Genomic DNA, 22,027 nt, shown 5'->3' with positions numbered 1-22,027 from the left:
GATTTTTTATTCAGAAATTTCTACAACCATCAATTCACGTTCAGATGCGCCGCGCGCATGATCAAGTGCGGCTTGATAGGCGTCGGAATTATAGCAGTCCACCGCCGCCTCTACCGAAGGGAACCGTGCCACGACATTGCGCGGGCGTTCTTTACCTTCGAGCTGCACGTAACGGCCACCACGGGCAATGAATGATCCGCCATGTGCAGCAATCGCAGGTCCCGCGAGTTCCGCGTATTTCTTATAGGCCTCATCATCCGTCACGGTGACATGGGCAATCCAGAGTGCGCTCATTTCAATTCCTCCAGCACAGTTTTTGCAGCCGCAATCGCAGCTGTTGCATTTTCAGCCGATGCGCCGCCGCCTTGGGCCATATCGGGGCGGCCGCCGCCACCTTTACCGCCCAGTTCAGGAGTCACAGCGCGCAAAATATCCACCGCTGACACACGGTCGGTCAAATCTTTGGACACGCCCACAGCGACTGCGGCCTTACCGCCAGTATCCGCGATCAACAACACAGCGCCGCTGCCCATTGCGGTTTTCATCTCATCGATCAACGCGGGTAGGTCTTTGCCGGTCACGCCTTGCAAGACTTGTGCTTGGAAGGGGACGCCATTGATCGTTTCAGCCGGGGCGGCCGCGGCGGCACCGCCGCCCATCGCAACCTCGCGACGCAATTGCGCGACCTCGTTTGCCAGCGCTTTGCGTTCGTCCATCAAGGCTTTGACCCGGTCGGCCACTTCGCCAGCCGGTGCCTTAAGAACAGCGGCGGTGGCGTTCAGCCCCGCATCTTGCGCACGCAGATGATCCAAGGCCGCCTGACCCGTCAATGCTTCGATCCGACGGACACCTGCGCTAGAGGCGCTATCGCCTAAAGCCACAAAAACGCCGATCTCACCAAGCTGGTTCACATGCGTACCACCGCAAAGCTCAAGCGAATAAGTATCGCCTGATGTGCCCTTGCCGGACCCATCTTGACGACCCATCGACACGACACGGACCTCATCACCGTATTTCTCACCAAACAACGCCTGCGCTCCAAGCGCGCGTGCATCATCCGGGGTCATGATCCGGGTTTCAACGCTGGTGTTTTGGCGGATCACCGCGTTCACATCGCGTTCAACCTTTGCCAATTCATCGGCAGTCAGTGCTTTGGTATGGCTAAAGTCGAACCGCAAACGATCGGGCGCATTCAGCGACCCGCGCTGTGCGATATGATCACCAAGCACCTCACGCAACGCTTCGTTCAACAGGTGTGTCGCCGAGTGGTTGGCCTGAATTGTGTCACGGCGTGCCGGATCAACAGCCAACGCCGCACCCTGCCCCGCGCTGATCGTACCAGAGGTCACACGCGCAAAGTGGATATAGACGCCTTCAACCTTTTTGGTATCGGTGATTTCGGCTGTACCTGTATCGGTTGCCAGTTGCCCAGCGTCGCCAACTTGGCCACCGGATTCGGCATAGAACGGGGTTTGGTTCAATACGATCTGTACGGCACCATCCGCGCTATCAACCATGCCACCATCGGCCACCAGCGCCACAATCTGCCCTTCAGCGGTTGTCGTGTCATAGCCTAAGAAATCTGTGGCGCCGTGTTGATCAGCCACGTCGAACCAAATGGTGCTATCCGCGGCCTCACCTGTACCGGACCATGCGGCGCGGGCTTTGGCTTTTTGCGCAGCCATTGCGGTATCGAACCCGTCAGTATCGACAGCCACACCACGTTCGCGCAGCGCATCCTGGGTCAAATCAAGCGGGAACCCGTAGGTGTCGTATAGTTTAAACGCGGCCTCACCGGGCAAGGCATCGCCCTCTGACAGCCCTGACACCTCATCATCGAGCAACTTAAGCCCACGGTCCAACGTCTGCTTAAAGCGCACTTCCTCGTTGAGCAGCGTTTCTTCAATCAAACGCTGGCCTTGGCCTAGCTCAGGATAGGCGGCACCCATCTGTTGCACCAACGCGGGCACCAATTGATGCATCACAGGGTCTTTTGCTCCCAGCAAATGCGCATGGCGCATCGCACGGCGCATGATACGGCGCAGCACATAACCGCGCCCTTCGTTTGAAGGCAGCACACCTTCGGCAATCAAGAATGAGGTAGACCGCAAGTGATCCGCAATCACGCGGTGGTGCGTTACGATGCTCTCGTCCGTGCCGGTCGATGTCGCGTTGGCAGACGCATCGACAAGCGCCTTCATCAGATCTGTTTCAAAAACGTTATTGGTGCCTTGCAGCAGCGATGAAATACGTTCCAGCCCCATACCGGTGTCGATGGATTGCATGGGAAGCGGTTGCATCGTGCCGTCTTCGAATTGCTCATTTTGCATGAAAACGAGGTTCCAGATTTCGATAAAGCGGTCGCCGTCTTCTTCGGGTGATCCCGGAGGGCCACCCCAGATGTGATCGCCATGGTCAAAGAAAATCTCGGTACAGGGGCCACATGGCCCGGTTGGCCCCATTCGCCAAAAATTGTCATCTGTCGGGATACGGATGATCCGTTCGTCCGGCAAGCCTGCGACCTTTTTCCACAGATCAGCGGCTTCGTCATCCGTGTGGTAGACCGTCACCAGCAGCTTTTCAGCGGGGATATCAAGCTCTTTGGTGACCATCTCCCATGCGTAGGGGATCGCTTGTTCTTTGAAATAATCGCCAAAGCTAAAATTGCCGAGCATTTCAAAGAATGTCAGGTGCCGCGCGGTCATCCCGACATTATCAAGATCGTTGTGCTTGCCGCCCGCGCGGACACATTTTTGGCTGGTCGTTGCGCGTGTATAATCGCGGTTATCGACGCCAGTGAAACAGTTCTTAAACTGGACCATACCCGAGTTGGTGAACATCAAGGTTGGGTCATTGCGTGGCACAAGCGGGCTGGAGGCGACAACCTCGTGGCCTTGCTTGCCAAAATAGTTCAGAAAGGTAGATCGAATTTCAGCAAGGCTTGTCATGGCAGGCTCTCATTTATACGTCATTTGATAGGCAGAAATAGCCCTGTGCCCGCCCACTGTCCACAGCGCGCGCAACATCTTGTCGCTGATGACCCAATGAAACGAACAAAGGCGCCGCTTGTGCGACGCCTTTGTTTCACAAAACAGAAAAATTGCCCTAGATTTCGACAAGATCGTCGTCATCCGCGCCGCCAACGGCCCCAGTCGAATCTAACCCATGTGCCGCGCGAATTTTATCTTCGATTTCCTCGGCCACAGCGGGGTTCTCACGTAAGAAGCTTTTAGAGTTTTCACGCCCCTGCCCCATACGTTCATCGCCATAGCTGAACCAAGCGCCGGATTTTTCGACAACGCCAGCTTTAACGCCAAGATCCAGCAGCTCGCCCATTTTGGAAATCCCTTCGCCGTACATGATGTCGAATTCCACCTGTTTAAACGGCGGCGCCACCTTGTTTTTAACGACTTTCACGCGAGTCGCGTTCCCGACGATTTCATCCCGGTCTTTGATTGCGCCGATGCGGCGAATATCGAGACGGACAGAGGCGTAGAATTTCAACGCGTTCCCGCCAGTCGTTGTCTCAGGTGACCCAAACATCACGCCGATCTTCATCCGAATTTGGTTAATGAAGATCACCATGCAGCCGGAACGGTTGATAGAGCCGGTCAGTTTGCGCATCGCCTGTGACATCAACCGGGCATGCACGCCAACGCTGCTGTCGCCCATATCGCCTTCAAGTTCTGATTTTGGTGTCAGCGCAGCAACAGAATCGACCACAACCAGTGACACGGCGTTTGACCGTACAAGCGTATCGACAATTTCGAGCGCTTGTTCACCCGTATCAGGTTGCGAGATCAGCAATTCATCTAGGTTAACGCCAAGCTTTTTGGCATATTGCGGGTCCAACGCATGTTCCGCGTCAACAAAAGCACAAACGCCTCCCTTTTTCTGTTCTTCCGCAATCGCGTGCAGCGTTAGCGTTGTCTTCCCGGATGATTCTGGGCCGTAAATTTCAATCACGCGCCCTTTAGGCAGACCGCCAATGCCGAGCGCGATATCCAAACCAAGCGATCCGGTTGATGTCGCCTCGATATCGGCCATCTTATTATCGCCGCCGAGCTTCATAATAGAGCCCTTACCGAACTGGCGTTCGATCTGTGCCAATGCACTTTCGAGCGCTTTTTCTTTGTCTGCGGTTTTCTTATCTGCCATTTTGAGAAGCTCTGCCGTTGCCATGTTTCTAACCCTTATTTCACGCGCCCGCCGGGGCAGCAATCACTGCTTTGTTCTTTTTATGTTCTCAATATACATGAGATCAAAATAGGAACATTGCAACTAAAATTTTTCTTTCAACAGATTTGATGAGAGTGGTTAAAAATGTGTTGATGCCGTATAACTTCGACAGCGTTAACTAAGGACTGCCGCGTAAATGCTTGTTTTTTCAAAAGAACAATTGGTTATCCTTGCGGTGCCCAAAACAGGAACCACGGCGATCTCGGCCGTTCTTGCCCCCCGCGCCTCTATGGTTTTGCGTAGTCCGCCCGCTATGAAACACACGCCAATGCGCCGCTACCACCGATTCTTACGCCCGTTTGTGGAACAATCACTGGGCGGGACACCGGAAATCATGGCGATTGTTAGAAACCCTATCGACTGGCTTGGCAGCTGGTATCGTTACCGTTCACGCGAGGCCTTACAAGGTCATGAAAACAGCACCATAGATGTCAGCTTCGATGATTTTGTGCTGGAATACTGCAAGGGCACGCCAGCGCCATTTGCCGCGCTTGGATCACAAAGTAAATTTGTCCGTCTGAATGACGGTCAAATTGGCGTGGATCATCTGTTTAAATACGAGGCACAAGACAAGATTAGAATGTTCCTAGAAGACCGTCTTGGGGGTGTAATCGATCTGCCGCGCAAAAACGTCTCACCTCGGATGGAACTTGCGCTTTCACCAGAAGTTTCAGCCCGGTTGCACGCGAAGCGCCCTGAAGAATTTGAGACATGGGAACAGGCGCAATCGTGATCAGTCTTCTTCTGACGGACGCCCTTTAAACCCGGTCGCAACGACAAATTTTTCTGAACTGTCAGACCGCGACGCAGGCGGTTTCACATGAGAGACTTTGGTAAAGTTCATCCGGAGCAGTTTTTGCAAATCAGCCTCGGCGCCCCCTGCCAAAACTTTGGCCACAAATGTGCCGCCCTCATTCAGCACATCAAAAGCGAAATAGGCTGCGGCCTCGCACAGGGTCATGATCCGCAAGTGGTCGGTTTGCTTGTGCCCAGAGGCCGAAGCCGCCATGTCAGACATCACAACATCGGCAGGCCCGCCAAGCCATCCCATAACCTTTTTGTCAGCGTCATCTTCGAGAAAATCAAGCTGATGCACCTCGGCGCCCGCAATCGGTTCTACCTCTTGCAGGTCGACACCCAGCACATAGCCTTGTGCCTTGCTTTTACGTTCGCCCAAAGTATTCGCGCGTTTGACAGCCACCTGTAACCAGCCGCCCGGCGCACAGCCAAGGTCAACAATCCGCGCACCCGGCACAAGAAAGCGGAATTTATCATCAAGTTCCAGAATCTTATAGGCCGCGCGCCCACGGTAGCCATCGGCTTGTGCGCGTTTGACATAAGGATCATTCAACTGCCGCTGCAACCACAACGTCGAGCTAATCTTGCGCCCTTTCGCCGTCTTTACCTTCACGGTCAGATCGCGTTGCCCGCGTCCGGATGAGTTTTTTGTTGTTTTCTTGGCCATACCACTGCCTATCGCCTAAAACGGCGCATCTTCCAAGACCCCATCTGCCGACATCTGCGCATAAAGAAGCCCTTCGCGCAGCCCACGATCCGCCACAGAAAGCCGATCGGTCGGCCAAAGCCGCATTAACGCCTGCAAAATCGCAGAACCTGACATGATCAGTGCCTGCCGATCCTTGCCTATACGCGGGTCTGCACGCCGGCCAATCGGGCCAAGCGACAAGTAATCCCGGATCACCGTGTCGATCTGGTCAGACGTCATGCGCAACCCATCAACTTTGGTCCGGTCATAACGTTTGAGCCCCAGATGGCTGGCCGCAACCGTTGTCACCGTGCCGCTGGTGCCGATGATTTGGAACCCTTCGCGGGCTTGCGTCGCGGCATAGGGTGAAAATTCTTCAAGGTTTTCTTCAAAAAACCAGCTCATCAAGGCAAAGCGTGCGGCGTCATCTTCAACATCGGCAAATTGATCGCGCAGCGTCGCAACGCCAAGAGGCACAGAAATCCAATCAACGACTTTGGCCGCTGCAAACGGCCCCGGATCAGATTTAAATCCGGCGTGTAAGCGCATGATTGCGCGCGGTCTTTCGCGTTTGGGAACCTTGGTTAAATCAATCCAAACCAGTTCAGTCGACCCGCCGCCGATGTCGACAACAAGCAGCTGCTCTGTGTTGACGCTAACCAACGGTGCGCAGGAAATCACCGCAAGACGTGCTTCTTCTTCGGGTTTAATAATTTCAAGCTTCAACCCGGTCTCGCGCCGCACCTGCGCGATAAAATTGCTGCCGTTTTGCGCACGCCGACAGGCTTCGGTCGCCACAAGCCGCATATGTTTGACACCATGTCGTTTAAGTTTTTCACGGCAAATCCGCATCGCAGACACGGTACGATTCATCGAGGCGCGCGATAGCCGCCCCGTGCTTTCTAGCCCATGCCCAAGTTGCACAGACTTTGAAAAGCTATCTACCACATGAAATTGGCTACCCTTCGGTTGGGCAATCAACATGCGACAGCTATTTGTTCCTAAATCCAGTGCTGCATAAAGCGACGCCGGATCAGGCGGATTTGGCGCGGGGGTTTCGACCGCTTTGGGGAACGCGCCCGCACCTTTGGGACGCTTGGGCGCCATGATACACGCCCTCCATTTCGAGTTATCCCCAAGCTAGGCCGCAGCGGGCCGCGACGCAAGGGGCGTCGACCTATTGTGATCAGTTTCATCGACTGGGCATCGCGCAATGCAGCCCCAATCTGAATTTCGCACATCTGGAACATGAAAATTATGATCTTGCCGCCCACTGGCCCGCGCGTGACCAACGGGTTAGCAAAGGTCGGTCGCTCAATGCGTCTGCGATGTCGAAAACCGACATTGTGGACGCATTTCGAATGCTAGAACCGAAGTAACACAACAAGGGGAATCACCCACATGCCCGATGTCACCATAGTTTATTGGCGCGATATGCCCGCCCAAGTCATCGTTGGCCGTGGGCGCAAAGGCGCGAAAATGCCGCTGCCAGAGCGGTTTGAACAGGCAATCGACCGCGCTGCAATGAAATCAGGTGCGGCTGAATCGGATGATTACCTTGCTGGTTTCCGCAAAGCCGCCCCCTACCCGGTTGAAGGCACGCCCCAAGAGGCCGCCGAAGCCGAAGCCGCCCGCATTGATGCTGAGTTCGACCAAACCCGTCTAAAAACCCTGATCGCAAACGACGGTTGGGCTTGACCCCTTTTACCCGCATATCGGAGATCGCCATGTCGCTGCTGCCTTTTATGAAACGCAAAGATATCACGACGTCGGGTGAAAACCCTGAAATCACGGCGTTTTTGCAAGATTACTCTATCGAGGTCATGCCGCGGACCGCTGAAAAAGTCGATGATTTCAAAGACTATCTGCCCACAGGCACACGCGTTTACATCGCTCATATCGATGGCACGCCGATTGACGACATGGTCGCGACAGCGAAACGTCTGGCGGATGATGGCTACCGCGTTATGCCGCATTTCCCGGCGCGCATCATTGCGGATAGAGCTGAGCTTGCCGACTGGATCGCGCGTTATCAGGGCGAAGCTGGTGTTGATCAGGCGCTTTTACTGGCTGGCGGTGTTGCGCAGCCCAAGGGTGATTTTCATAGTTCAATGCAGTTGATGGAAACCGGGCTGTTTGGTGATTTCAAACGCTTGCATGTTGCAGGCCACCCCGAAGGCAACCGCGATATCGACAAGGACGGCAGTGATCACAACGTGATGGAAGCGTTGCGTTGGAAACAACGATTTTCCGAAACAACAAGCGCTGACATGGCACTCGCGACGCAATTCGCCTTTGAAGCAAAGCCGATGATCGCCTGGGCGGATGCGCTACGAGATGCAGGGATAACGATCCCGATCCATATTGGTATCGCTGGCCCGGCCAAGTTGCAAACGCTGATCAAATTTGCGATTGCATGCGGAGTTGGGCCATCACTGAAGGTCCTGCAAAAACGCGCGATGGATGTGACGAAGCTTCTTTTGCCATACGAACCAACTGATGTGCTTACCGAATTGGCGGCTCACAAAGCCGCACATCCGGATTTCAACATCACCAATGTGCATTTCTTTCCGCTTGGCGGGATCAAAACAAATGCAAATTGGGCCATCCAGAACGGCGGTAGCAACGCTACCCCAGCTAATTTGACCAAGGAAAACCAATGACCCGTACGATTGTTGAATCAAAAACGAAGACAGCTATCATCGGGTTCGATGAACCATTTTGCGTGATCGGTGAACGGATCAACCCGACGGGCCGTAAAATTTTGGCCGCAGAGCTTGAGCAAGGCGATTTCAGCCGCGTCGAAGCCGATGCCATCGCACAGACTGCTGCGGGCGCAAATATTCTCGACGTGAATTCAGGCGCTGTGTTTTCCAACAAGATGGCCGAAGATCCACGTTACGCCGACAATAACTTTGTTGAACCACCGCTAATGAAGGAATTGATTGAGCGCGTGCAAGCGGTTGTCGATACGCCGCTGTGTATTGATAGTTCTGTGCCCGGCGCGCTTGAAAACGGTCTGGCCGCAGCCGAAGGGCGCCCGCTGCTCAATTCCGTCACCGGCGAAGAAGAGCGTCTTGAATTGGTGCTGCCACTGGTCAAGAAATACAATGTTCCTGTCGTTGCGATTTCCAACGATGATACGGGCATTTCCGAAGACCCCGACGTGCGCTTTGCTGTTGCCAAAAAGATCGTCGAACGAGCTGCTGATTTTGGCATCCCAGCGCATGACATCGTGGTTGACCCGCTGGTGATGCCGATTGGTGCAATGGCCACAGCTGGTTTACAGGTTTTCACCTTGGTCCGACGTCTGCGCGACGAATTGGGCGTCAACACCACCTGCGGTGCGTCCAACATCAGCTTTGGTCTGCCCAACCGGCACGGCGTCAACAACGCGTTCCTGCCAATGGCAATGGAAGCCGGCATGACATCGGCCATCATGAACCCAATCGCCCTGCCCGTCGGGCCCAAAAAGATCGCCGAAAAAAAGGCTGAAATAGCCGCTGCCGGCATTATCCTGCCAGAAGATATCGACGATGAACTGTTTGTGACGCTCTTTGGCATGGGATCGACAAAAGCCAAGGCGGGCTCCGAAATGGAAGCCATTCGCGCCGCAAACTTCTTGACCGACAATGACCCGTCAGGCGCTGACTGGATCAAATTCAACCGCGCCCCTGTCAAAGCAGGAGAAGGGCGCGCACGCACGGGGCGACGTCGTCGCGGATAAGGCTAAACAGCTACGAAAAGAAAAAGGCCGCTGAACAAATCAGCGGCCTTTTTTTTTGCAAAGTACCCTAGCGATAATAGAGCGATTGACCGTTGTGGAAAATCTGCACTTTTTCGGGTGCTGCATGCATCCGAACCGTTTCCCCCCGCAGGCCCGTATGAATGCCGGGTAGCTTACCGATTACCGCATCATTACCGCCGATTTTATCAAAATAAAGCAACGTCACCTCGCCCAGGGCTTCGGTAATATGCACTTTTCCTTCAAACAGATAGCTGTCGTCTGTGGTCGCGATCATATCTTCGGGACGCACACCAACGTTCACTTTGAGGCCCTTGTCAGAATCTAGCGTTGGCACCGCAGATGTCACCGTGCCGCCACCGTCGAGCTTTACAACTGTCTGTTCCCCTGTAGCGACGATTTCCCCCGCTAATAGGTTCATTGAAGGTGATCCAATAAACTGCGCCACAAATTCATTCTCAGGACGTTCGTAGAGCTCAAGCGGGGTGCCGACCTGTGCGATCCCTTTATTGGCCAAAACCACGATCCGCGTGGCCAGTGTCATCGCTTCGACTTGATCATGGGTCACATAGATCATCGTGCTTTCAGGCATCGATTCTTTGAGTTGCGCAATCTCAATGCGCGTCGCCACGCGCAATGCAGCATCAAGGTTCGAAAGCGGTTCATCAAACAGATAGACCTTGGGATTGCGCACAATGGACCGCCCAATCGCAACCCGTTGGCGTTGCCCGCCAGACAGCGCCTTTGGCAGCCGATCAAGATAGTCTTCAAGCTGCAAAATTTTGGCGGCTTTGCTGACAGCGGCGTCGATTTCAGTCGCGGTTTTTTTGGCCAGCTTCAACGCAAACGACATGTTTTCGCGCACGGTCATATGCGGGTAAAGCGCATAGGACTGAAACACCATCGCGATGCCGCGCTGTGCGGGCGGCACATCATTGACCACCTGACCATCAATTTCCAACGTGCCGTCTGTAATCTTTTCAAGCCCGGCGATCATCCGCAAAAGTGTCGATTTCCCGCAGCCAGAGGGGCCCACAAAAACGATCAATTCGCCGGTTTCGATTTCAAGATCAATGTGTTTGAGCACATCAACCTTGCCACCGTAGGTCTTGGCAATATCCGTGAGTTTTAGGTCAGCCATTTGTCGTTCCCCTCTTAACCTTCTGCCTTCAGCGCGAGGCAAACCTGCCAAGGCCCAAGGTGTAATTTCCCGTCCACTGATACATGTGCAGCCCCCAGTTCGCCGCCAATCTCTGACCAGTTCCCAGCTGGCATATCGAAATCTGACGGTGTTGCGCTGACGTTGAACGCGCAGAAAATCTCTTGGTCATCGTCGCGTCGCGTGAAGTACAAGACATCGCCATTGGCGCGCATCTTGTCATTGTCACCCCGGCTTAGCGCGGGATGCTCCCGACGAAATGCAATGGCTTTGCGATAGTGGTGCAGCAATGCGCCCGGCGAGTCCTCTTGTGCGGCAACGGCCAAGTGCAAGTGTTCAGTTCCAACAGGCAACCAAGGTTTGCCATCTGAGAAGCCGCCGTTTTGATTGTCAGGAGTCCAGACCATGGGCGTCCGGCACCCGTCCCGGCCTTTGAATTCGGGCCAAAATTCGATACCGTAAGGATCTTGCAGATCGTCAAAAGACACATCAGCCTCTGGCAGGCCCAATTCTTCGCCCTGATAAATACAGACCGATCCACGCAAACACATGATTAATGTCGCAAACATCCGCTGCGCGCCAGGTGCCAGATCCCAGCGGGTCGCGTGGCGCACGACATCATGGTTGGAAAACGCCCAACAGGCCCAACCATTCCCGGCGACGCGATCGACCTCGTCCATAACTTCGACGAAACGCGAGGCAGTTGGCGCATCCGCTGCCAAAAATTCAAACGCGTAGCACATCTGCATGAGATCATCACCGCGTGTATATTCGCCCAAAATCTCGAGCCCACGCTGGCTATCGCCGACCTCGCCCACGGCGGCGGCACCAAATGGTTCCATCTCAGCGCGCAAACGACGCAAGAAATCGACATTCTTGGGGTGGTTTTTATCGTAGATATGTTCTTGGTGGTTGTAAGGATTCACAGCCGGTGCAGTATTGGCGTTGCGCTGGTCAGGCGGCAAGGCCGGGTTATCGCGCAGTTGTTCGTCATGCATATAGAAATTGATCGTATCAAGCCTGAACCCATCAACGCCCCGATTCAGCCAGAACCGAGCGACATCCAACAGCGCCTCTTGCACGGCGGGTTCATGGAAATTCAGATCAGGCTGCGAGACCAGAAAATTGTGCATGTAATACTGTTCGCGGCGCGCATCCCACTGCCACGCAGAGCCGCCAAAAATCGACAGCCAATTATTGGGTGCGGTGCCATCCGGTTTCGGATCTGCCCAGACGTACCAATTTGATTTCTCGTTTGATTTATTCGCCCGGCTTTCGATGAACCACGGGTGCTGTTCGCTTGTATGGCTTAGCACGAGATCGATCATCACTTTGATCCCCAGCTGATGCGCGGTTTCAATCACCGCGTCAAAATCAGCGAGGCTCCCGAACATCGGATCAACGTCACAGTAATCGCTGACGTCATAGCCAAAATCCTTCATGGGCGACATGAAGAAGGGCGAAATCCAAATCGCATCGACACCAAGCGTCGCGATATAGGGTAACCGCTGCACGATCCCCATCAGGTCACCAATGCCATCGCCATTGCTGTCTTGATAGCTACGTGGATAGATTTGATAAATCACCGCGCCGCGCCACCAGTCTTTATCGGTGGCGGTTTCAGGTGTTGTGGCAAGTGCCGTCGTCATAGTGTCGTTCCTTCGCCTCTGCCCATGAACGGCCCGAGGTGGTTAGTTGGTTGTAAACAGATTATTTGACGGACCCCGCCAAGAGCCCACGCACAAGGTATTTTTGCATCGCGAAAAACACGACCAATGGCACCGCGATCGAAACAAAAGCAGCCGTCGCCAGGATTTCCCAATTGCCGCCTCGCGTCCCCAAAAGTTCAACGATCTGGTTGGTCATCACCGTGGTTTGGCCGGTTGAATCGATCAAAAAGACTTTGGCAACCAGCAGGTCATTCCACGTCCACAAGAACTGGAAAATCGCGAATGACGCGAGCGCGGGAAATGACAGCGGCAGGATGATTTTGGTGAAAATCTGGAAATCCGTCGCCCCGTCAACGCGCGCGTTTTCGATAATATCGCGGGGAAGCCCCACCATATAGTTACGGAGCAAATAGATCGCGAGCGGCAAGCCAAAGCCCGTATGAGCCAACCAAACCCCCAAATACCCTTTGCCGATCCCAATATTGAGATGCAGCTTCAAAAGTGGGATCAGCGCGAGCTGCAGCGGCACCACCAAAAGCCCCACAACCATCGCAATCAAGATCGCGCGCCCCGGAAAATCCATCCACGCCAACGCATAGGCCGCGAAGGCCGCGATCACGATTGGGATGATCGTTGCCGGAATTGTAACCGTGAGCGTATTTGTAAAGGCCTTCAGCATATTGTCGGTCTGTGACCCGCTGAACAAAACCTTATCGTAGTTATCAAGGGTGAAATCGGGCGGGGTCGCAGCGGTTGCAAACACACGCTGCCCACGGCCCGACATTTCAACGGTGCCCGTCCAGACATAGTCCCCATTGGCCTGTACCGTAATTGTCTCACCATCGCCTAAATCTGCCGTGTCACCGGCAACATAGCTATCAATCGCCCGCGAAGACGTGCCCCAAACCCCGATTTCAGCACCTGGTTCCTCGAACAGATTGCCCGTGATGGTGTAAACGCCATCGATCAGGGTCTGCACACCTTCATCATCAGGATCAGTTGCGCGCAGCGTTACGTTCTGTTCCGTCGGGAACAGCGATTGCCACCAGCCAGAACTAGAAATTTGATCTGTCGTGCGGAACGATGACACCAACAAACCAACGGTCGGAAACAGCCAAAGTGCGACCAACAGCACCACAGAAATATGCACGATCCACGTCAGTGACGACTTGTTACCAGCGATGTTATCCATCAGCGCATCTCCTTGCGGGCGTTATAGACGTTCCAAATGAGGATCGGTGAGACAAGCAACATGATGATCATGGCACTAGCCGATCCCAATCCCCAGTCGTTCGCGCGGAACAATTTGTCATACATGTAGTTGGCTAAGACTTGGGTTTCCCACTGCCCATTTGTCATCGCAAAGACGATGTCGAACACTTTGAGAACAACCAGCGTAATTGTTGTCCAAACCACGACGATTGTACCTGAAATCTGTGGCATTTTGATTTTAAAGAACACTTGGAACGGGTTTGCGCCGTCGACAATCGCCGCCTCAATGGTTTCTTCGGGGATACCGCGCAGCGCCGCCGAGAGGATCACCATCGCAAATCCTGTTTGAATCCAGATCAGCACGATCATTAAGAAAAACGAATTCCATCCCGGAATGGTCAGCCATGTTTGCGGCACACCAAAATTATAGGCTTTCGTGAACGCCCCAAACGCGAACGAAAGCGCGGTCAAGGCAATTGCCGTAAGGGTCATGGCGCCCAACGCGCGCAATCCCTTGGCCAAGCCGCCGCCCTTACTGCTGCGCGCAGTCTGCACCAAATTCCACGCAACAAACAACGCTGCGGCAGCGGCACAAATCATCAGCAACCCAGGGACAAGCCGTAGAATGAGGAACGATCCAACGCCGCCGTCAAATTGCAGCCAAACCGCATTCAACACCCCAATCTGGCTTTGGCCAACCGGGCGCGTGTCGTAGATCAGTTTAAAAATCACCGAGGCCCCAACAAAGGAAATCGCCATCGGCATGAAAATCAGGGATTTTGCGATCGCCCCCCATTTGATCCGGTCGGTTAGTTGCGCGGCCAGCATACCAAACGCAGTCGATGCCGCGGGCACAACAACCAGCCAAAGCATGTTATTCTTCAGCGCTTCCCAGAATTTTGGGTCCGCGAACATTTGTTGGTAATTCGCAAGACCGACAAACGCACCGCCTTGTTCCCGATCCGTCAAAGAATACCACAGCGTCGCAAAAACAGGGTAAGCGAGGTACAGGCCAAGCGCAAAAATTGCGGGGAAAAGAAACAGCCAAGGGCGCACAAGGTTCGCGCGGTTGATATTGCGGCCAATGTTTTCACCTTTGGCCGGAAACAGCACCTTATCCAAGAACTGGTTCGAGAAATAGAAATAGGCAAGGCAGCCACCTACTCCTAGAAAAATTGTCACGAAGCCCTGAAACGCAGGATGCATTGTCCGTCCCCCTCGGGATCAATTAAGTTAAGGACAGCGCAACATTAGTTGCGCTGTCCTTTAGTTTCATAGACGCGTGTATTTACTTGATTGCGTCCCATGACGCTTGGATGTCAGCCGCTACTTCAGCTGCATCTTTACCGCCTGTGAAATCAACCATACCTGTCCAGAAAGATCCGCCACCCACGGCAACCGGCATCAGGTCAGAGCCGTCAAAGCGGAACGAAGTCGCGTTCAGCAAGATGTCGCCTTGCCCGCGCAGCGTGTCGTCCGCATAAGTCGCTGTATTCACAGCAGAATATGGAGTCAAGAAACCGCCTTGGGCCATCATTGCTTCGTGGGCGACAGGCAGTTTCATGAATTCCATGAATGCGTTGGTTGCGTCTGACGCAGATGTAATCGCCATCAATGTGCCACCACCCAAAACTGGATTGCCCAGATCTTCGGCTTCAAAAGATGGGAAGTAGAAGAAATCCGCATCTTCGCCCAGCTCTGTGCCTTCTGGGAAGAAGGACGGAATGAATGATGCCTGACGGTGCATGTAGCACTGTGGCGGGCTGTCAAACATGCCTTTTGGGCTTTCGCGGAAATCAGTCGTTGCAACAGCACCTGCACCACCAGCGACCCAGGCATCATTCCGTGCGAATTTGCCGAAAGTTTCAATCGCGTTGATCACAGCCGGATCGTCAAACGCAACTTCGTTTGTTGTCCAACCATCGTAAGTCTCCAGTGATGCGGTACGCAGCATGATGTCTTCGACCCAGTCAGTCGCAGGCCAACCCGTTGCGGGCCCCGACCCCAGACCGATGCACCAAGGTGTGCCACCGTCAACGACGATTTGGTCGGAAAGCGCAAGCAATTCTTCCATCGTTTCGGGAACGTCATACCCTGCGTCTTCGAAATTCTCAGGAATGTACCAAACCAATGATTTCACATTGACGTTAAAGAAGAACCCATAGGTTTCTGTCGCGCCATCCGCATTGGCATAGCTGCCCAGATCAACCCATGATGATCCAGCAGCATAGTTATCGGCAATCCATGCATCTGTGCCTGCTGGCAACGGTGTCAAAAGGCCGCGCGATGCCAGTGAAGCAGCAAGACCCGGCTGCGGAAATACACCGATGTTAGGCGCGGAACCGGCCTCAACATCTATCAAGATTTGCTGCTCGAAACCATCTGAGCCAACATAAGAGACAGATGCGCCAGTCGCGGCTTCAAACAGATGCGCCATGTTTGTAAAATTGTCAGCTTCTTCAGCCAACCAAGGACCCGCGATTGTGACTGTTTCACCGGCGAAATCGTTTGCGTCAGCAAATGCAGTAAAGCTATCCCAAGTGAAATCACCCTCGCCCGGTGTTAGCTCAACATGACCGCCCGCGTGGGCCATGCCTGCGCTCAAAGCAATTGCAGCGACGCCTACGTATAGGTTCGTTTTCATCTGTCTCTCCTCCCTGTCACGCCAATTGGCGTGGTTTAAAATGCGTGTTCAAGCGTTTGGACCTATTGGTGAGCGGTGGAATCAATGGCTTCCAAAGCGCTTTGGGTATGGTTAAACTCTGCCAACTCCGCGATAGTGTCAACCAGATCATTTCTATAAAAATGTCTTGGAATTTGCACGAATGCTCAGTACTGAAACGATTACGCTTATTACTTTTGCCCATTTCGCGGGCTTAAACCATGGAACGCGGACCAACAAAGCAGCATTTTGAAGACAGATGAACCTTAAGCAGCTCTCTGAACAACTTGGCCTTAGCCAAACAACCGTCAGCCGTGCACTGAACGGCTATCCAGAGGTGAGCGCTGCCACCCGGCTCCGCGTTGAAGCCGCTGCAAAAGAATCTAATTATCACCCCAGCACGCGTGCAAAAGGACTGGCAACAGGGCGTGCATTAGCCATTGGACATGTCATCCCGATGTCCACCAAACATGAAATGGTGAACCCTGTTTTTGGTGATTTCATCGCGGGCGCAGGCGAAACTTATGCGCGTAACGGCTATGAGATGATCCTGTCGATCGTCGACGATTCCAATGAAGATCAGATTTATCGCAGCCTCAAATTACGGCGCGCAGTGGATGGTGTGATCGTCCACGGCCCGCGCATTGATGATCCGCGTATTGCCCTTTTGTCCGAAATTGGGATGCCTTTCGCGGTCCACGGGCAAGTCACCCATAACGTCCTGCCCTATACGTTTTTGGACGTCGACAACCACGATGCGTTTGCAACTGCGACCGACTATCTGTTTGATCTTGGGCATCGACGGATCGCGCTGATCAACGGGCTTGAAACCATGGATTTTGCTTATCGGCGGCGTTCTGGTTACGAAGCATCGCTGCGCGCCCATGGGGTGGCAATCGATCCTGCGCTGATGCGATCAAGCGAAATGACCGAAGTGCTCGGATATGAATCCGCGCGCGATTTACTTGGAAACAGCAACGCGCCGACCGCCTTTATTTGCGCGTCATTAATCAGCGCACTTGGCGTGCGCCGCGCGATTGAAGAACGCGGCTTGGTAATGGGCAAAGACGTCTCTGTGATTACCCATGACGATATGCTGTCGTATCTTCAAAACGGCGGGGAAACGCCAATTTTTACCGCGACACGCTCCTCTGTGCGCACCGCAGGGCGGCGATTGGCAGAAAGCCTGCTTCACGCCATCGAACACCCAAATAACCCGCCACAAGAAACCATTCTTAAATGTGAATTTGTGGTCGGACACTCAACGGGCCCGGCCCCCCGAAAGGATGAACATGGATTTTAAACGCTCTAATTTCCCTCAAGATTTTCTATTTGGGGCAGCGACGGCGGCCTATCAAATTGAGGGGCACAAATTTGGCGGCGCCGGGTCCACACATTGGGACACATTTGCAGCGACACCCGGCAACGTCATCCGCGCCGAAGACGGTGCGCTGGCCTGTGACCACTACCACCGTTTCCCCGAAGATCTTGACCTGCTCAAAGATGCGGGCATGGACGCTTACCGCTTTTCCACATCTTGGGCGCGGGTCATGCCGGATGGGCGCACGGTCAATCCCGAAGGGCTCGATTTCTACGACCGTCTCACTGACGCGATTTTGGAGCGCGGGCTAAAGCCCTATCAAACGCTGTACCATTGGGAATTGCCGTCGGCGCTTGCGGACAAAGGTGGCTGGACGAACCGTGACACCGCCAAATACTTTGGTGACTACACAGATGTTATCACGGATAAAATTGGTGACCGGATGGCGGCAATTGCGACGATCAATGAACCGTGGTGTGTATCATTTCTATCGCATTTCTTGGGCCACCACGCCCCCGGTTTACGCGATATCCGCGCGACTGCGCGTGCGATGCACCATATCATGCTCGCGCACGGCGAGGCCATGACACGCCTGCGCGCAAAAGGCATGGATAATTGCGGGATAGTGCTGAATTTTGAACATAGCCCCCCCGCCAATGATGCCCCTGAAACCATCGCGGCAGCAGCGTTGCAAGATGCAATCTATAACCGTTGGTTCATCGAAGCGGCGACCAAAGGTAGTTACCCGCAAGAGGTGCTAGATGGGTTTGGCAACCATATGCCAAAGGGCTGGCAGGACGACATGGCCCAAATCAGCCAAAAAATGGACTGGCTTGGCGTGAACTATTACACCCGTCATGAAATACTGCCCGATCCCACCGCCCCTTGGCCCAGCCTGAAAGCCGCCGAAACCACATTGGATGTGACGCAAATGGGGTGGGAAATCTATCCAGCGGGTCTGCAAAACATACTGACTCGCATGGCCCACGATTATGTGGGTGATATGCCAATTTATATCACCGAAAACGGTATGGCCTGGGATGATCATGTTGAAAACGGGTCGGTCTATGATCCGGTTCGTATGAAATATGTTTCTGACCACATCATGGCAGCAAAACACGCGATTGACGCAGGTGCCAACGTCAAAGGGTTCTTTTATTGGTCGTTGCTCGACAATTATGAATGGGCCTTTGGCTATGAAAAGCGGTTCGGCATGGTACATGTTGATTTTGATAGCTTGAAGCGCACACCCAAAGCGTCATATCACGCCCTTAAAGCAGCCATCGCGCGTTAGGTTTTTTCATGAACACTGCACAAACGACCCTGTCCTTGGTGGCCGATATCGGCGGTACGAACACCCGCGTCGCCCTTGCAAATGGGAAAGATATCCTGCCGGATACCATCCGGCGCTATAGCAACGACAAATTTCCCGGCCTCGAATCCGTATTGCGCCAATACGTTGCGGATGAAGGCGATGTAACGCCAACGGCGGCCTGCGTCGCTGTCGCCGGGCCCGTGCGCGACGGTGAAGCCACGATGACCAATCTTGATTGGACAATCGACCGCGACACGCTGACCCGCGCAACCGGGGCGCACACCGTCGCCATTTTGAACGATTTGCAGGCGCAAGGCCATGCGCTGGGGCATCTTGATCCCGCAAAGATACAAACAGTGCTGGAAGGCCCCCAAGCCCATGATAACGCAGCAAAGTTAGTCGTTGGGGTTGGCACAGGTTTTAACGCGACACCGGTCTATGATCTGGCGCATGGGCGCGTCGTGCCCCCATCCGAGAGCGGACACGCGAATTTGCCGATCCGCACTGAATTGGAATTGCGGTTGTGCCAATTCGTGTCGACGGCGCATGGGTTTCCAGCGGTCGAAGACGTGCTGTCGGGGCGCGGGCTTGAACGCGCTTATGCGTTTTTGGGCGTCGAAGCAGGTGATCCCCGTGAGCTTTCGGCCAAAGATATCATGGCACATTGCGACCAGCGAACCGATGCACGCGCGATAGAAGCAGCGCAGCTATTCACACGTATCTTGGGCACGGTCTGCGGCAATCTTTCCCTGATACAACTGCCATTTGGCGGTGTTTATTTGGTTGGCGGCGTTGCACGTGCCATTTCAGGACATTTAACAGCGCTGGGTTTTGGCGACGCGTTTCGCGACAAGGGCCGCTTTGCTGGGTTTATGGGGAATTTCGGTGTCTACGTCGTGCATGACGACTATGCGGCGCTGAACGGATCGGCCGCACATTTGGTCAGCTTGGCGCAGGGCGATTAACCCGCAACATTGGCGCTTAACTGGGTTTGCACAGTCTGGGTAAGCGCATTTAGCGAAAATGGTTTGGGTAAAAACACCGAATTGGGCACGCGGGGCTGGCCGTCACTAAACGCGTCTTCCGAATACCCTGATACAAAAATAACCTTTGTATTTTCGCGTTCTTTCAATGCCTTACGCACCCATGTTGGGCCATCCATCCCCGGCATGATGACATCCGTCACAAAAAGATCGACGTGTAATTCAGTGTCCGACAACAAATCAAGCGCCGCTTCGGCGCAATCCGCTTCAAGCACCGAGTAGCCGCGCAACCGCAGCGCACGCGATGCAAAGGCACGTACAGGCGCCTCATCCTCTACCAAAAGAATTACGCCATCTGCAGGGTCTGACATTTGAGGATGCGACGTTTGAACAGGCGGAATCGGTGCCGAAACCTGCAAATGAAAGGCGGGAAAGAGCAGTGAAAACTCCGTTCCGCTATCAACCGCACTATCGGCAAAGATGTAACCACCTGTCTGCTTGACGATCCCGTAGGCGGTCGACAGCCCCAGCCCAGTCCCCTCGCCGGTGCGCTTGGTTGTGTAAAAGGGTTCAAATATCTTAGGCAGCTTTTCAGGCGCAATCCCATGGCCATGGTCAATGACCTTGACCACGACATAATCGCCGGGCGGGACAATGGCGCGGTCTTTGATCATCGGTTCCGTCAGGGTGAGGTTTTCAGTTTCCACATGAATCTCACCTGCCCCGTTCATCGCATCACGTGCATTCACAACAAGGTTCATTAAGACCTGTTCAAGCTGTCGCTTATCGGCCTTAATCTGGGCCAAAGCCGGATCATGATGCAGCGATAAAGTTACCTTTTCGCCCACCAGCCTGTTCAAAAGATGGGTCAAATCAGAGAGCGTATCGCGCAGGTCGATCACCTCGGGCTGCAAGTTTTGCTTGCGCGAAAACGCTAGAAGTTGCCCAACAAGGCTGGCTGCGCGGTTTGCGTTTTGATGAATTTGTATCAGGTCACCGTAGTTTTGATCACCTTCATCGTGACGCAACAAGAGCAAATCACAATGGCCCGAAATTGCAGTCAATAGGTTGTTAAAGTCATGCGCAACCCCGCCTGCAAGCTGCCCAATCGCCTGCATTTTTTGGCTTTGCACGAATTGCGCTTCAAGTGATTTTAGCTCTGTGACATCGTTCAATACCGCGATCAAATGCGTGTCAGGCTGGGTGCCGGCCATATTCAGAGTAACCTGAACAAATGTATTATGCCGCGAACCACGCCCCCGTAAAAATTGCGAGACCTGAGAGCCGCGCCCCTCCGCCGCTTCGCGCAACCAATCGGCTATAGGGCGGCCGAGGCCATCAAACAAATCGGCTACATGCTGCCCTTCTATACCGTCCAACCCGAGCAACTGCCTGGCCTCCCGGTTCGCGGCAAGCACATCGCCTGTTGCTGAGATTTTCAAAAGCGGGACGGGCAGGTCTTCGATCGCGTCCCATCCGACACCAATGGCGCGTTTGACCGGCACCTTTGGCGGTGCAGGCATAATGATAATATCCCGCCGTCCGGCGTGTCCCTTGATTTCGGCAACCACAACCGAAGTGCGCCCCGACACTGCGTTCATTTCCAAAGGTTTCCCGGTTTCCAACGGCTGGTGATCAAATAGATCGACCAAACTATTGGCCTCTGCTCCGTAAAAGTCACGAAATGCTTTGTTTTTATAGGAAATAACACCATCTGACGCGGCAGCGATCAATGGCACCGCGAGCCCCTCTCCTTTGAGCGCGTCAATCCCGCCCAATTCATCCAGCCGCCAAAGCAACAGATCCGGCGCAATTTGTGTTAGCCGCAGCCGAAAATGGGCCCGCCGCGTCATAATATATTCTTTGCACGCATGCTGCGCGTCCGCCACACAGCGCATACGTGACAAAAGCGATGCTGGGTCCGCGATTAGATTTTCAAAGACTTCCGCAAGATCACGCCCGATACAATCGCCAAAGCGCCCAATCGCCATCGGATTGCAATGTTGTACACAGTTTTCCGCATTGGTGATGAACGCGTGGTCGGGATCAAATGCAACCTGCCGCTCCATACGTGCATGCAATCCTTGCGGACGAAAGGCAAAATACCCCAATGCCGTACCAAATAGGACCAACGCCAAACGAAGCAAATGCAATTCAAAATACACCGAGCTGAGCAGACAAAGCCCAGCCACACCGGCAAGGGCGCCCCGTTTCCAATGAAGGGTAGTCATCAAA

Annotated in this window: 18 protein-coding genes; 7 read left to right on the top strand and 11 right to left on the bottom strand. The window is 53.9% G+C overall.

Annotated elements, in window-relative coordinates; translation table 11 throughout:
- Nucleotides 1-6 precede the first annotated feature (6 nt).
- The 3 genes from Yoon_RS07810 to recA all read right to left on the bottom strand — a co-directional run bounded on the left by Yoon_RS07810 (nt 7) and on the right by recA (nt 4,182).
- A complete protein-coding gene (locus tag Yoon_RS07810) occupies nt 7-294 on the bottom strand; it encodes a DUF1330 domain-containing protein (protein ID WP_238111574.1) in 288 nt (95 codons plus the stop codon).
- Entirely contained in the window at nt 291-2,948 is a 2,658-nt protein-coding gene (alaS, locus tag Yoon_RS07805; RefSeq protein WP_238111573.1) for an alanine--tRNA ligase, read from the bottom strand. The genes Yoon_RS07810 and alaS overlap by 4 nt, the downstream gene beginning before the upstream one ends.
- A 157-nt stretch (nt 2,949-3,105) precedes the next feature.
- Nucleotides 3,106-4,182 (bottom strand): recombinase RecA, encoded by a 1,077-nt coding sequence (gene recA, locus Yoon_RS07800; RefSeq protein WP_238111572.1) that lies wholly within the window; start codon nt 4,180-4,182, stop codon nt 3,106-3,108.
- 193 nt (nt 4,183-4,375) lie between these two features.
- Between recA and Yoon_RS07795 the strand changes: the two genes are divergently transcribed.
- Nucleotides 4,376-4,972, top strand: coding sequence for a sulfotransferase family 2 domain-containing protein (locus Yoon_RS07795; protein ID WP_238111571.1), 597 nt, complete (start codon nt 4,376-4,378; stop codon nt 4,970-4,972).
- On the opposite strand, the gene Yoon_RS07790 is transcribed toward Yoon_RS07795, so the two are convergent.
- Nucleotides 4,973-5,704, bottom strand: a complete 732-nt coding sequence (locus Yoon_RS07790) for an RlmE family RNA methyltransferase (RefSeq protein WP_113775909.1) — start codon at nt 5,702-5,704, stop codon at nt 4,973-4,975.
- A 15-nt stretch (nt 5,705-5,719) separates the two neighbouring features.
- Nucleotides 5,720-6,832: a Ppx/GppA phosphatase family protein gene (locus Yoon_RS07785; RefSeq protein WP_238111570.1), complete on the bottom strand. Its 1,113-nt coding sequence runs from the start codon at nt 6,830-6,832 to the stop codon at nt 5,720-5,722.
- 294 nt (nt 6,833-7,126) lie between these two features.
- Between Yoon_RS07785 and Yoon_RS07780 the strand changes: the two genes are divergently transcribed.
- From Yoon_RS07780 to Yoon_RS07770, 3 genes are read left to right on the top strand one after another with little or no spacing between them, the layout of a single operon-like run.
- A complete protein-coding gene (locus Yoon_RS07780) occupies nt 7,127-7,423 on the top strand; it encodes a virulence factor (RefSeq protein WP_238111568.1) in 297 nt (98 codons plus the stop codon).
- 29 nt (nt 7,424-7,452) lie between these two features.
- Complete coding sequence (locus Yoon_RS07775; RefSeq protein ID WP_238111566.1) at nt 7,453-8,388, top strand: methylenetetrahydrofolate reductase; 936 nt, start codon at nt 7,453-7,455, stop codon at nt 8,386-8,388.
- Entirely contained in the window at nt 8,385-9,452 is a 1,068-nt protein-coding gene (locus tag Yoon_RS07770; RefSeq protein ID WP_238111565.1) for a methyltetrahydrofolate cobalamin methyltransferase, read from the top strand. The genes Yoon_RS07775 and Yoon_RS07770 overlap by 4 nt, the downstream gene beginning before the upstream one ends.
- A gap of 67 nt (nt 9,453-9,519) precedes the next feature.
- Here the strand turns inward: Yoon_RS07770 and Yoon_RS07765 are convergent, their stop codons facing one another.
- From Yoon_RS07765 to Yoon_RS07745, 5 genes are all read right to left on the bottom strand, one after another.
- Entirely contained in the window at nt 9,520-10,611 is a 1,092-nt protein-coding gene (locus Yoon_RS07765; protein ID WP_238111563.1) for an ABC transporter ATP-binding protein, read from the bottom strand.
- Nucleotides 10,612-10,625: 14 nt separating this feature from the next.
- The gene (locus Yoon_RS07760) at nt 10,626-12,278 is read right to left on the bottom strand and encodes an alpha-amylase family glycosyl hydrolase (protein WP_238111561.1); all 1,653 of its coding nucleotides are present in this window, start codon (nt 12,276-12,278) and stop codon (nt 10,626-10,628) included.
- A gap of 61 nt (nt 12,279-12,339) precedes the next feature.
- The gene (locus Yoon_RS07755; protein ID WP_238111559.1) at nt 12,340-13,491 is read right to left on the bottom strand and encodes a carbohydrate ABC transporter permease; all 1,152 of its coding nucleotides are present in this window, start codon (nt 13,489-13,491) and stop codon (nt 12,340-12,342) included.
- Entirely contained in the window at nt 13,491-14,717 is a 1,227-nt protein-coding gene (locus tag Yoon_RS07750) for a carbohydrate ABC transporter permease (RefSeq protein ID WP_238111558.1), read from the bottom strand. The genes Yoon_RS07755 and Yoon_RS07750 overlap by 1 nt, the downstream gene beginning before the upstream one ends.
- Before the next feature lie 82 nt (nt 14,718-14,799).
- The gene (locus Yoon_RS07745; RefSeq protein WP_238111557.1) at nt 14,800-16,155 is read right to left on the bottom strand and encodes an ABC transporter substrate-binding protein; all 1,356 of its coding nucleotides are present in this window, start codon (nt 16,153-16,155) and stop codon (nt 14,800-14,802) included.
- A gap of 277 nt (nt 16,156-16,432) precedes the next feature.
- On the opposite strand from Yoon_RS07745, the gene Yoon_RS07740 reads away from it, so the two are divergent.
- Genes Yoon_RS07740 through Yoon_RS07730 form a run of 3 tightly spaced genes read left to right on the top strand, consistent with a single transcriptional unit; the run spans nt 16,433 to nt 19,774 of the window.
- The gene (locus Yoon_RS07740) at nt 16,433-17,476 is read left to right on the top strand and encodes a LacI family DNA-binding transcriptional regulator (protein ID WP_238111556.1); all 1,044 of its coding nucleotides are present in this window, start codon (nt 16,433-16,435) and stop codon (nt 17,474-17,476) included.
- Entirely contained in the window at nt 17,466-18,788 is a 1,323-nt protein-coding gene (locus tag Yoon_RS07735; RefSeq protein ID WP_238111555.1) for a GH1 family beta-glucosidase, read from the top strand. The genes Yoon_RS07740 and Yoon_RS07735 overlap by 11 nt, the downstream gene beginning before the upstream one ends.
- 8 nt (nt 18,789-18,796) lie before the next feature.
- Entirely contained in the window at nt 18,797-19,774 is a 978-nt protein-coding gene (locus Yoon_RS07730; RefSeq protein ID WP_238111554.1) for a glucokinase, read from the top strand.
- On the opposite strand, the gene Yoon_RS07725 is transcribed toward Yoon_RS07730, so the two are convergent.
- Nucleotides 19,771-22,023 carry an ATP-binding protein gene (locus tag Yoon_RS07725; RefSeq protein WP_238111553.1) on the bottom strand — a complete coding sequence of 751 codons (2,253 nt, stop codon included), beginning with the start codon at nt 22,021-22,023 and terminating at the stop codon, nt 19,771-19,773. The two genes, Yoon_RS07730 and Yoon_RS07725, sit on opposite strands and share 4 nt — an antisense overlap.
- Between the last annotated feature and the right edge of the window lie 4 nt (nt 22,024-22,027).

It is taken from the genome of Yoonia sp. I 8.24, assembly GCF_022096995.1.
Lineage (GTDB): Bacteria > Pseudomonadota > Alphaproteobacteria > Rhodobacterales > Rhodobacteraceae > Yoonia.
This window is presented reverse-complemented; position numbering and strand designations above follow the sequence as displayed.